The organism is Sulfuricurvum sp. (genome assembly GCF_023250475.1).
In the GTDB taxonomy this organism is placed as follows: Bacteria; Campylobacterota; Campylobacteria; order Campylobacterales; family Sulfurimonadaceae; genus Sulfuricurvum.
Genome location: NZ_JAHFAQ010000065.1, coordinates 1 through 12,445, shown reverse-complemented (window position 1 = coordinate 12,445; position 12,445 = coordinate 1). Strand labels below are relative to the sequence as shown.

At 43.6% G+C, this 12,445-nt stretch carries 14 protein-coding genes; 2 read left to right on the top strand and 12 right to left on the bottom strand.

All coding sequences use genetic code 11. From position 1 onward, the window contains the following. The 10 genes from Q0C19_RS07365 to Q0C19_RS07320 all read right to left on the bottom strand — a co-directional run. A partial coding sequence (locus Q0C19_RS07365; RefSeq protein WP_295054579.1) for an efflux RND transporter periplasmic adaptor subunit occupies positions 1 to 800 on the bottom strand: 800 nt, incomplete at its 3' end. Between the two features lie 9 nt (positions 801 to 809). After that, entirely contained in the window at positions 810 to 1,010 is a 201-nt protein-coding gene (locus Q0C19_RS07360) for a DUF1656 domain-containing protein (RefSeq protein ID WP_295054577.1), read from the bottom strand. Further along, positions 1,001 to 3,142 (bottom strand): FUSC family protein, encoded by a 2,142-nt coding sequence (locus Q0C19_RS07355; protein ID WP_295054574.1) that lies wholly within the window; start codon positions 3,140 to 3,142, stop codon positions 1,001 to 1,003. Before Q0C19_RS07355 ends, Q0C19_RS07360 begins: the two co-directional genes overlap by 10 nt. Beyond that, complete coding sequence (locus tag Q0C19_RS07350) at positions 3,129 to 4,559, bottom strand: efflux transporter outer membrane subunit (protein ID WP_295054581.1); 1,431 nt, start codon at positions 4,557 to 4,559, stop codon at positions 3,129 to 3,131. The genes Q0C19_RS07355 and Q0C19_RS07350 overlap by 14 nt, the downstream gene beginning before the upstream one ends. Positions 4,560 to 4,601: 42 nt before the next feature. Further along, positions 4,602 to 4,910: a hypothetical protein gene (locus tag Q0C19_RS07345; RefSeq protein WP_295054572.1), complete on the bottom strand. Its 309-nt coding sequence runs from the start codon at positions 4,908 to 4,910 to the stop codon at positions 4,602 to 4,604. A gap of 29 nt (positions 4,911 to 4,939) precedes the next feature. Next, positions 4,940 to 5,383, bottom strand: coding sequence for a MarR family transcriptional regulator (locus Q0C19_RS07340; protein WP_295054569.1), 444 nt, complete (start codon positions 5,381 to 5,383; stop codon positions 4,940 to 4,942). 218 nt (positions 5,384 to 5,601) lie between these two features. After that, positions 5,602 to 6,444: a peptidylprolyl isomerase gene (locus Q0C19_RS07335; RefSeq protein WP_295054566.1), complete on the bottom strand. Its 843-nt coding sequence runs from the start codon at positions 6,442 to 6,444 to the stop codon at positions 5,602 to 5,604. Between the two features lie 92 nt (positions 6,445 to 6,536). Further along, positions 6,537 to 8,453 carry a response regulator gene (locus tag Q0C19_RS07330; RefSeq protein WP_295054564.1) on the bottom strand — a complete coding sequence of 639 codons (1,917 nt, stop codon included), beginning with the start codon at positions 8,451 to 8,453 and terminating at the stop codon, positions 6,537 to 6,539. A gap of 9 nt (positions 8,454 to 8,462) precedes the next feature. After that, positions 8,463 to 9,917, bottom strand: coding sequence for a response regulator (locus Q0C19_RS07325; protein ID WP_295054561.1), 1,455 nt, complete (start codon positions 9,915 to 9,917; stop codon positions 8,463 to 8,465). A gap of 18 nt (positions 9,918 to 9,935) precedes the next feature. Then, positions 9,936 to 10,409 carry a hypothetical protein gene (locus tag Q0C19_RS07320; protein WP_295054558.1) on the bottom strand — a complete coding sequence of 158 codons (474 nt, stop codon included), beginning with the start codon at positions 10,407 to 10,409 and terminating at the stop codon, positions 9,936 to 9,938. 108 nt (positions 10,410 to 10,517) lie between these two features. Here Q0C19_RS07320 and nth point away from each other — a divergent pair, with 108 nt between their 5' ends. Both nth and Q0C19_RS07310 read left to right on the top strand, forming a co-directional pair. Further along, entirely contained in the window at positions 10,518 to 11,165 is a 648-nt protein-coding gene (nth, locus tag Q0C19_RS07315) for an endonuclease III (RefSeq protein ID WP_295054555.1), read from the top strand. 14 nt (positions 11,166 to 11,179) lie between these two features. Then, the gene (locus Q0C19_RS07310) at positions 11,180 to 11,395 is read left to right on the top strand and encodes a hypothetical protein (protein WP_295054553.1); all 216 of its coding nucleotides are present in this window, start codon (positions 11,180 to 11,182) and stop codon (positions 11,393 to 11,395) included. A 3-nt stretch (positions 11,396 to 11,398) separates the two neighbouring features. Here the strand turns inward: Q0C19_RS07310 and cmoA are convergent, their stop codons facing one another. Beyond that, positions 11,399 to 12,115, bottom strand: coding sequence for a carboxy-S-adenosyl-L-methionine synthase CmoA (gene cmoA, locus Q0C19_RS07305; protein ID WP_295054550.1), 717 nt, complete (start codon positions 12,113 to 12,115; stop codon positions 11,399 to 11,401). A gap of 108 nt (positions 12,116 to 12,223) precedes the next feature. Continuing rightward, positions 12,224 to 12,445 (bottom strand): pyruvate kinase alpha/beta domain-containing protein (locus Q0C19_RS07300; protein ID WP_366823054.1); only part of this gene is annotated, 222 nt, incomplete at its 5' end.

The following is a 12,445-nucleotide window of genomic DNA, read 5'->3' as shown; positions in this document are numbered from 1 at the left end:
ATACGAACCGGAATCCTCTGAGCAAGACGAACCCAGGTGAAGATCGGATTGACATTGGCCAAGAGACGTCCATCTGTTGTATTGTCACGATCCGCAATCCCTCTGGCAATACTTTCAACATGCCCTTTCACAACATATTTGGTCCCAAGCATTTTCATCTCGGCCTTGTCGCCGATATGGATAAGAGAGAGTTTATGCTCCTCAAAATAGCCGTACACCCAAAACGATCCTCCGGTAATAAGGGCAAGGCGCTTTTCGCCGGCTTGAACATAATCCCCTTTTCGAAGAAGGAGATTCGATACCCATCCATCGACAGGAGCACGGACAGAAGCCCGCTCAATATTTAGCTTTTCGGTCTCTACCAGTGCCATAGCCTCCTCGAATTTTGCGCGGGCAACTTGAGTATCATACTTGGCATCATCGCGATCTTCAACCGATACGGTCTCATTATCCGCTCCGTTACGGCGAATGGATTGGTGCTTTTTCATCTCATATTCGGCTTTTCGCGTCTGTGCGATTGCTTCTGCCGCAGCGAGTGCGTGATGGAACCGGAGATCATCGATTTGATAGAGCAGATCACCTTTACGCACTTCCTGGTTATCGATAACAGCGACACGACTTACCAATCCTCCGACGTCAGGTGCAACCATCACGACATCGGCGCGAACACGACCGTCTCGCGTCCATGCACTGTTCATGTAGTTATCCCACAGCATCAGTCCCAAAAAGACGGCCAATGAAACTACCGAAAATGTGATGGCAAAACGTAATAATCTTGAATATTTGCTATTTTGATTCATTTCAGATCCTTAGCGATAAATTAGTAAACACGGAATACTAAACAAGCAGACAAATACGGCGGTCCGAAACAACCCTGGGTGCCATACATGATTGTAGATTCCGGCATCGGACATCACACGATCCAGTAAAATCTGAATTACCGCAGTGACAACAAAAATAGGGAGAAGTGTCGGCATTTGAATTCCGAACAAAGTTATATCTAACGGCATGAATCCTCCGTGAGAACCGGGAAGGTCGATGAATTGAGTAAAACGGTACGGATAAGTGCCATTTCTACTATGAGCGTCTGCATCCGTTTCAGTTGCGCTTTCTCTAGCGGCATTTGGGCTTCATGAAGCGTTTGAAGACTAGTATGCAACTGCATCAGCACTCTCTCCCGTCCCGACAATGTCGGTGCCTCAAAATAGTTCTTAATTGAATCCAGCACACTATCGATACCGGGGGGTTGATACTGGAGATAAAGTCGTTGAAGACTCCGCCTAATGGCCAAAACCGCCCGACCGATTTCAAGCGTTGTGAGGAGCCATTCAAAGACAAGACGGCTGGAGCGCATATTGAGGCGGCCTTGTGTCGAAAACTGCTGTACAAGATCACGTCCGGTACTCTCTAAGGCACTGCGTTCTATGTTTAATGCCCCTTCGCATACACTTACGATTTGTCGACGCAATATCTTCGCAACCCGCTTCTGTGTCAGTGAACACGACCAAAAGTTGACCAACAAATAGGCAAGGCCTCCAAAAATGACTCCGATCAATGCCGCCAATGAACTCTCCAAAAATTTTATCGGTTCGATTTTATAAAACGGATCAAGGGCGCATTGACTCATAAACATAAAAACAAAACCGAAAGAAAAAATCGGCAATTTAGGTTTTGTCGTCATCCATCCGATAAATGCTAAGGTCGGAGCTAGAAGCAAACCCAATGTCAAAAGATCGGATGTGTACGCGGGAATCAGATAAAAATCGTAGACAGCGGCAACAATGAGCGCGATAACCGAACCTTTAAAAAAGTCTTTGACTCCATCGAGCGGACTGGGGAGGGTTCCAAGCAACAAGCCGATGACAACCGCCATAGTGATTGTCAGCGTAGCATAAGGCCATGCCGTCCATATCCAAAACAACATTGTCAAAAGTAATACGCCGCTTCCGCGCAAAGCTGCGAGTCCGACCAATACATTATCAGTATGGGTCGAAAACTGTACCACCCGAAGGCTTTGTGACGCATCGCCCGATAAACGGTGCTTCAGTAAAGAGAGATACGTGGAGCAGTGATTGTACAGCTCATTTAAAAGCCGGATAATCAAATAGGCCGCCGATGTGAATTCATCTTCCCGTTCAAAAGCGAGCCGTTCATATTCGTATTCTCTCTGCACCCCCTTTTTGGCCTCTAGCAATTCGCTCAGTACGCGATTTAAATCTTCCGGAGTCAATACGGTATCAGGACGCGTTTTCAGTGCCGATACGATCGGTGCGTATAGCCGTTCCAAAGCACTCAACAATTCGGTTCTCTCACGATCTTTAATCGCCGATATGATACTTTTGAGCGAATGAAAAGTCGTCGAGAGATTCATATACTCATGATTAAGGTGCTGATAATGGTGCCGTTCTTTCCGATCAGCCCCGCTCTCGAAACTGCTGTTGACGCGAACCGCATTGAGACCCACTACACCGTTTGAGAAACGGCTTACAGATGGATTAGTATCATCAAAAGCGGCAAAAACAGCTGTTGGATCGGATAGTGTTGTGAGCACGTTATAAAATCGTTCCTGCTCACTCGAAATCAATGAGTCCAAGAGACGGCGAGGAAAAATGACATCGCTGACCACGGTTGCACACATGATACCGACGATAACTTCGGAAAAACGGGAAACGGCAATGTCAAAAACATCAAGCGGTGTCTCAATAACGGGAAGCGCTACAATACACAATGTGTATCCGGCCAATACAAACCCATAAAATTGGAAATTGCGATATTTAAATCCAGCTGCGGTAGTAAGACCGATCCAAAGGGCAAAAAAGGTGATAAACCAAAGCGGATCCTGCGAAAACATTCCAACAATCACCAATGAGATTCCGACTCCGGCGATCGTTCCCAAAACACGGTAATAACTTTTGGCAAATACGAGTCCGCTTTGAGGCTGCATAACAATAAATACGGTAAAAATAGCCGTTCGCGGATCGGGCATATTCAGTTTCATCGCAATCCATAGGGCTAACAAAGCGGCAATAATGACTTTAGCCATATAAACCAAAACCGGAGCATCGATGGAGAGCCACTCGTGAAGCGTCCGTTGCCAAGGAAATATTTTCAATTCGCTAAGCACTATCTTATTGGCTCTCATTGGTATCCTCTTGATCAGCGTATCCGCCGCCTAACGCTTTGATTAGATTGATTTGAAGTAACAACTTCGTCTCTTTCAGAGAGAGTGTTTCGATCTCCCCTTGAAGGAGTGTTTTCTTTTTCGCAAGATACGGGAGCTTATTGCTCAATCCCTGAAGAAGTTTTTTACGTTCAATCGTCTCATTTGTTTTTTTAGCCGTTATCTCTTCATCGTGAAGCCGGCGTTGCACCTCTAACAGTTTGGTTTGCTTGAGCAAAGTGACAACTTCATTAGCCGCTTTAATCACCACTCCGTCATACTCATAAACCGAACTGTTGTAATCACTGACACTGTTTTGAAGATTGGCGGCTCTCTCTCCCCAATCAAACAGCGGAAGCGATAACGCAATACCTGCAGATGGGGTATAGGATGAGTGATCCACCAGTTTTGCCCAGCTGAACGACGTAAAGCCTATAGCACCCGAGAGACTGATATTGGGATAAAATTGCGCTTTTGTTTGCTCAATGGTATGACTTTTACTCAAAGCCGTATACTTTGCGATAGCAACATCGGGGCGATGAGCAAGAAGATTCAACATAATCTCTTTGGGAATGGGAAGACGAAATCCGTCATTTATATGAGGAATTTTCAGTGTATTCGCATACGAGGGAAGGAATCCTCCCAAAACGCAAATCGCCTCTTTTTTCCCCTCAATAATCCGTTTCAACTCCTCTATCCGTTGCGAAGTTTGAGACAATACGCTTTTTTTCTCATTGATTGCCACCGCATCGCTCAGCCCCAAAACGTATTGTTTTTCGACGATCTTGAGTTCATCACGATTTGTTTGCTCCATTATCCTCAAAAGCCTCAACTTTTGCTCATCGATATTCCACGAGAGATAGGTTTCGCTGATAGCACTGGATAACGCTAATTTCGAAGCTTCAATGGTTGCCATTTGGGCCAAAGCTTTGTTTTTTACCGCAAGGATGTGTGAACTTCGCGCATTCCAAAAGTCAAAATCATAATCCAGTGTCAATTCGGGCTGGTACTGAGTATACGTACCTCCTCCCAGCGGTGGAGGAAAAATATGATTTTCACTGAAACGTTCCCGAAGGACGCTTCCGTTGGCCGATAAATGAGGTAAATTACGCGATTGTACCGACTGAATAACACTGTTGGCCTGTGCGTACCGTGCTTCTATGCTTTTAAGAGAAGGGGCATTCAACAATGCTGACTCGATAATCGAATCGAGCTGGAGATCACCATACCCTTTCCACCACTCTCTTACGAGTGTTTCATCACCAAAATCTGCACTATTTTTTTCCAAATCAGCGTTAATAACCGCTTCGGGAATTGAGGTCGCTTTATCCATTTTCGGGACACAGCCTGTTAACAATAAAAACGATAAGCAGACCGTTATCAATATCTTTGGTTGCATCATGAAAACTTTGTATTTATTTTGTCTCTATACACTAATTGTTTAAGGGGTATCGTACGTCATGGCGATATTACTGCATCCATGCGATTCTCCGCCGTTACAGGCTTGTGTATATAGGGCAACCGCTTTGTACTTATTTTGCACCACGCCATCCCCTTTTTCATAGAGGGCTCCAAGCTCGAAACACCCCTGCGCATTTCCGCCATTACACGCCTTTTCAAACTGTGCAACCGCATCCAAGTAAACTTTATGCTCCAACGCATTTTTACCATCCTGATACGGATCGGCAAAACACGATGAAAGAGTTCCGACTGCCGCTAAACAGACCATCATATGAGATAACTTTACCATAATAGCACTTCCTGTGTATGTATTAATATTTAACTATGAGATGAACTGTTTTTCAAGTTCTCATAGATCAACTGGAGCATTCGGGATAGGTCCTCTTTTTGCTCGCCGCTTAACCCTTTTAACGCCTTATCCATCACATCCTCACCCATTTGCACGAGAGAGTCTCGAAGCTTTTTCCCCGCAGGGGTGATCGTCACGATATACGCTCTTCGATCATTCTCTTTGGCAGAACGTTTAACCAAACCTTTTAGCTCAAGTTTATCGAGCATCAACGTCAAATTCGATTGTTCGAAATAGGTATCTTGTGCCAACTCTTTTTGGGTTAACCCCTCTTTTTCGCTTAGTCGGACTAAGATAACCCGATGAGCATACGAGAGAGAATACTCTTTCAACTCTTTCTCGAATTCATTTTTGAGGACATTCCTTGCTTTGGCGATCAGAAAGCCTATCGACTTATCAGATTCAAAACTCATAGCGCTCCTTTTGAAAAATATTCGGGATTGTAGAGCAGGAGAGCTTAAATAGTTATTATAATAACTATTATGTTTATAATTATATTATAGAGATATTTCCGGATTTGAAAACAAGACAAATAATGCAAAGTTATCGGAAGATCGAACATCAAAATAGATAAAGTTTTAGGGAAGAGTATCCCGCAAATGCGGGATAGTTGAGAAGAAAAAGAGAGAATTTATTTTGTATAGGTGATTTTAGCTTTTTCGCGAAGCGTTGCCATTTTTTTCTCCATGGTCGCTTTAAATTTATCCATTTTCAAACGTTGTTCGATAAAGTTTTTGACCTCATCGAATCCCAATTTTTTAGCCGCTTTTTTATCTTCGATATAAATTACATGATATCCGAACTGACTTTGTACCGGAGTTGACGACATTGCCCCCTCTTTCATAGCGAAAGCCGCATCGTTAAAGGAGGGAACCATCTGTCCGCGAGGGAAATAACCGAGATCTCCCCCTTTTGCTGCACTTGGTCCCGTTGATTTGGATTTTGCTTGCGCAATAAACTCATTTTTAAGTTTATCGCCGCTCAACCCTTTCATACTTTTAATCACGGCCTGTGCTTCCGCTTCAGTTTTGACTAGAATATGACGTGCATGAATTTTCTCTTTATCGACGAACTCTTCAGGATTTGCGTCAAAATAGGCTTTCACCTCTTTGGCATCAATTTTGATCGCTTCGAACTGTTGTTGTTCCCACACTTTTGCGGCAAGCTGAATTTTCAATCGACTCACTAATGCTTCGAGCTCTTGTTTGTACTCTTTAGAATCCAAGACGCCCGTTTTTTGAGCATCATCGTAAACCAACTCCTGAGCAATCATCCCCTCGATAATCCGCTGACGCAATTCGTTTTGTTTATCGGCAGGAAGAGAGTCAAAACGCCCTTGCGTCCCTTCCAACAATACTTTATTCACTTCGTCTGAGGTGATTTCATCCCCGTTAACGGTTGCTAAAACAGCGGCAGAGGCGCTTGTAGCACTCAACAATAAACCCAAAATCCAAGCGGCATAATATCGCTTCATTGCTATCCTTGTGTTTTCCCCTCTATTCAAGGGGGATTTGATTTCGGCATTATAATACATTTGTGAGTATAGTATGCAAAAAACAATCAATATTAAACGGCATTACCTTGGCGTTTTTGCTGCGCGATTTTTAAATAGCGGTCCATGGTTTGCAAAAGGAAATGTTTGTCGATCGGTTTTGCCAAATGGGCATCCAGTCCCGAAGCCACAATCCGTTCACGATCTCCGATTAATGCGTGTGCCGTTAACGCAATCACCGGAACGAATCCTCTTCCGTCACGCTTATCAATCTCTTTAATCAGCCTGTTGGCCATCAACCCGTCCATCACCGGCATATCGATATCCATGAGAACCAAATCAAAATGCTCTTTCAAATAGGCATCGACCGCTTTTTGTCCGTTATCGACGGCAACAACACGGAAATGCTCTTGAAGTAAAATAGTTTCAAGGAGTTTAAGGTTAATGAGGTTGTCTTCCGCAACCAAAATTTTAATATTGTCCGCTCTGGGAATGCTCTGCGCTTCAGGAGAGTGTGAAATATACTCTTTGGGCATCGTATTCCAAATGACCGCCAGTGTTTTGTGAAGCGAGCTAGGCAAAATTGGCAACGTAACAATCGAAGCGACCGAGTCCATGATAGCATTGGCCTTTTCACCGTAGTCGAGTTTCATAATCGGAACAATTTGCAAATTTGGATAGGTTAATTTCAATGCGTCTACTTGCGCTTTAGCGATATGCGGTACATCCAGGAATAGAAGATCGCTCTCATGCAACATTGTGTTTACTAAATCATGGACTCCGTTCACCTGTACGTTGAAAAGCTCCAAATATTTATACAGCAGTGCCCCTTGCGGTGAAAGGTGTTGGTTTTGAACATAAATAGCGGCACGGCTCCCTTCGACAAAATCAAAAGACCCCTCTTCGTTGATCTGATGGGTAATCCGAAACGAGAATCGTGACCCTTTGCCGCTCTCGGAAGCCAACATCAGATGCGAATCCATCATATCGACGTATTTATGGCTCAGACTGAGGCCGATACCCAAACCGTCTTTCCCTTTGCGCTGATTATCCCATGCTGAAGCAAAAGGGCGCAAAAGAGTCTTGATCCGTTCCGCATCGATACCGATTCCGGTATCGCTTACCGCATATTCAACCTCAACTTCATTCCCCGCTTCTTTGACGATGAGAATTTCAACGAGGACACTTCCCCCCTCCTCGGTAAATTTAATTCCGTTTTGGATGAGATTACGCATAATGGCAAGAATTTTATCCTGATCTCCAATCATCGTTTTGGGCAAATGGGGATCGATCAAAAACATCAGTGCAATCTCTTTGGAGAGTGCGAGATCACAAAACTGCAATGAAAAATTCTCATATACTTCAAGCGGATTGAAAAGGGCTAACGTGGTATGGATAGTGCCGCTCTCAACTTGCATAAGTTCCAAAAGATTTTCGATATTTCGCATCATAGACTGGGCACTTCGGCTGGTCATTTGAACATATTCCTGCTGCCATGAGCTTAGAGGAGAGCTCTTCAGCAAATCGGTAAATCCGATAATAGCATTCATAGGGGTACGAAATTCATGGGAAATATTGGTTAAGAATTTATTTTTAAAATGTTCAAAATAACGTTCTGCCGCACGCGCCCTCTCGATAATCGACGTATCGCGAAATACCACACCGACAATCGGGTAGTTTTCGAGTAAAAGGACTTCCGATTTGACAGCGACATCGTATTCTATCCCTTCGGAACGAATTTTTCCACGATAATCTCCCGATTTCGAGAGAAGATACGATAGATTTACCCCCTGCGGATCAAACCAGACATCAAGGGCCTCTATCTCGTCCAATCCTTGAACCTGCAACAGTTCAAGCAACGTCTCGTTGCAGCCGACCAAATCTCCGGATAGATCGGTGTATATCATCGGATCGGAATGCAAATGAGCACACTGCTTGATAATTCCTTGTAAATGTGCATAATCTTTTTCAAAACTTTGTGTAAATACCATCGTTGCCCCTTATACTCCAACGTGCAAGTATTTTTGTAGCACGTATTCAAGTTTTTCGCGCGTAAGCGGTTTGGAAAGATAATCATCAAGCCCGCGCTCTAAAATATATTCTCTATCCCCCTCCATTGCCAATGCCGTCAACGCGATAATCGGCATACGCCCTATTTTAGAGTTCCTCTCCTGCGCTTTAATCTCCTCGGTAGCCAAAATACCGTCTTTGATCGGCATATCGATATCCATAAAGACAATGTCAAATGTTTTTTCACGGCATATTTCAACCGCTTCATCCCCGTTGGAAACGGCAACTACCGAAATTCCATACTCCCTAAGAAGCAATTTAATCAAACGTTGATTGATTAAGTTATCTTCAACCACCAGAGCACTTATTCCGTGTTGAAGTTGTGCACCATCCGCCGGGGAAGATTGCGATAGATTCAATACCCTCACTAAATGTTCCAATAACGATGTCGGCAGCAGCGGTTTGGAGAGAAAAGTATCGATAAGATGAAGCATTTTAGCCTGAAGACGTTCATCCTGTTCCAGCAATAGTACCGTTTTGCAAGAGCGTTTGGCAGATGAAAGGCTCATTGCCCAATCGCTTTTTTCCTGAGAAGCGATAAAATATACCACTTCGGCATCGGTAAAGACGGATTCATCTACCGTTTGGGTTTTGGTCACACTGATACCGAAACTGCGAAGATAGTTTGTCAAATGGTTCGCGTCTTCAACCCTTTTTTCATCAACCAGTACGACTTTAACACTGCGGGCATTAATCATCTGCATCGCATGATCGGATGAACCCTCCAATGTCAATGCAAAACTGAACGAAGAACCTTTCCCCTCTTCACTGGCAATTTTCAGTTCTCCCCTCATCAAAGAAATCAAACCATGAGAAAGAGTAAGACCTACCCCCAGGCGATTGTCGGCGTGATCACCCGATACAAAAGGGCGAGTAATATTGTTCAGTTCCCCTTTGCTAATCCCTTTTCCGGTATCTTTGATCGTAAAGCCGATATTGCAAGTACCTGCCGTATTGCGTTTAAGAAGCTTTACTTCAACCGTTATCCGTCCTACGCGAGGAGTAAATTTGAGTGCATTGTTATAGAGATTGCTGATTGCCTGTTTAATTTTACGGACATCCCCGGTAATATAGGTGGGGAGTTTCGGATCGATAAAAAACAAAAGTCCAACCCCTTTATCCGCAGCCATTGAAATACACCCCCGAGCCAACTCCTCCATTTCGGAAACAATATTAAATTCGCTTTGGCTGACGCTTAGACGGCCGTTTTGCATTTGTGCCAAATCCAAAAGATTCTCGATATTCGACATGAGATTTCGGGCTGAACTTTGTATTGAATGGATGTATTCACTCTGAGTATCATTGGGTGAGGTTTTGGAGAGGAGATCGACAAATCCCAAAATCCCGTTCATGGGTGTTCGAAATTCATGCCCGATATTGGCCAAAAACTTACTTTTAAGTTGTTAGACTTTGACCATTTCGGCTTGAAGATCGGCGAGATTGCTTCGATCTTCAAGCCGAAGCAGATACAAATCGTCTCCCCCCTCCTGTATCAATGCCGAGGTGGCTATCATTGTGTGTATTTTTCCGGAGATATCTCTAATGGTGAGTCCGTAACCGCCGGGACAATGGGTTCGGATATAATCCAACCAGCTTTTGTCAAATTCGGTAAAAACTTCCTCATCTTCATGATCGAAAAGCTCCCGGATACTCTCGTGCTTGTTACGCAATTGTTCGATGTTTTGGAGCGGTACCAAATCAAAAAAAGCTTTATTCGCCCCGATCCACCCATTTTCCTTCGTGAAAAAAACAAGCGGATTTGGATCGGTATCTAAAACTTTGTAGAAAAACGTCTTGTTGAATATCTGATCATTCTCGCCGCTAAAACGGTATTTGTGATTTCCGAAAATATCTTGAATGAAGTTCAGCAATCCCAACGCTTTCCCCTTAAATAACGATTTTGTACAGAAATCACTTATTGTAACACAAAAATTATCTGATACTTTTTTAAATGCTACAATACGGACAAAAAATGGATAATTTGGATGAAAAAAGCGACTCGAAAAGAGATTGAAGCGATCAAAATTTCCCTGCTGGAACGGTACTCGGATGCCGTAACGGAGCTGTATTATAAGAATGTTTATGAGCTCGTTGTCGCCGTAGCTCTCTCCGCCCAGTGCACCGACAAACGGGTCAATCTCATTACCCCCGCTTTATTCCAAGCCTATCCCACCCCTGAAGCTTTAGCCCATGCCGATATTCAGGACGTAAAAAATTTTATCCAAAGCTGTTCTTTTTTTAATAACAAAGCGATCAATCTTATCGCTATGGCCAAAAGAGTGGTAGACGTTTACGGCGGAGAAATACCGCTGGATGAAAAAGAGCTGGTAACCTTAGCCGGTGTAGGACAAAAAACGGCGCATGTTGTCCTTATCGAATACACACAGGCCAATCTTATGGCGGTTGACACTCATGTCTTTCGGGTAAGCCACCGTTTGGGACTCAGTGATGACCTAAGCGCCGTTGCCGCAGAAGAGACCCTGGTAAAAAAATTCAAAACCAATCTGCATCAGCTTCATCAGGGACTTGTCCTCTTTGGTCGCTACATCTGTACGGCTAAAAACCCTAAATGCGACACCGAGTGTTTTTTAAGTGAGTTTTGCAAAAGCAAGGATGGGTTTAAACCCAGATAAGATACAATATCCGCATGAAAAAATACTATTTATTATTTTTACTGCCGATTTTTTTCGCAGGGTGTTTTAATGAACGGGGTGTGAGTCTGCGTTACTATAATGACTGTGAAGAGTATTATGATCTTCAGGGGTATTATCATAAACGATGTGACAAAAACATCATGGATTACTCCGATATTTCAAAAGCATTGGAATCCAATCAAAACCCCAATCACGGAAGCGTTCGGTAACCTTTATTTGATAGCGATAAAGGTTGCGAAATTTGCCCATCGAAACAGAAGCTCGCACGTTTTAAATCCGTTGTTCTTTGCCATTTGAATATTTTCATTCATGGTATAGGGGATAAGGACATTCTCCAGCGCTTCACGTTTTTGGACAATCTCGTATTCGCTGTATCCCTGCACTTTTTTGAAATCGTAATAGCAATCGATCAGCTCTTTATTCAGTTTCGGATCTTCACTCACCACTTTTTCACTGAAAATAAAGATGCCCCCCTCGTTCAACGTCTCACTGATAGTCCGAACCAACGAATCGCGAACCAACGGACGGATAAACTGCAACGTATAGTTACTGATAATCACTTGCGCTTTCTCATACGGAAACTGAAGGATATCCCCCTCATACAGCTCAATCTGCGAACCGTACGCTTCGATTTTTTTTCGTGCGTGTTCTATCATCGCCGGAGAGTTATCGATACCGATCAGCCGGACGTCAGCTTCTTTGTGTGTTGCGCGTTCGATTTCAAGCAGCAGTGACGCGGTAGAGCATCCTAAATCATAGACCAAACCGCCCGCGTTGAGGGCATTTATCGCAAAACGGCGGGTAAGGGCCTGCGACTCTTTGTAAAACGGAACAGAGCGCAAGAGCATATCGTCAAATACGGCAGCAACGTCGGCATCGAATTCAAACTGTTTGGAAATAGGTTTGGTAAATAAGGTATCGGTTTTCATGAGAGTAATTGTAGCGTAAAGGTGAAGGGTTTTGAGGGGCAAACACTAAGTGACGAAACAAACATTTTTGCCCCTCGCACCTTAAAAAGCAATTTTCAGTCCACTAATTTAAAACAAGGTCGCAACCGTATTTTCGTCGGTTTTTTTTGCCTTGCTCGGTTGAGACTTTGTCTCTCCGAAAAAAGTGATCTCATTTTCACGCAAAATTCGGATAATATTGGTTGTTCCGGGAGTACCGATCGGATAACCCGCGGTAAAGATGTAGGTATTCTTTTTATCAATAATACCCCGTTTTAAACCGCTTTGAATGATATCACACAACATATCTTC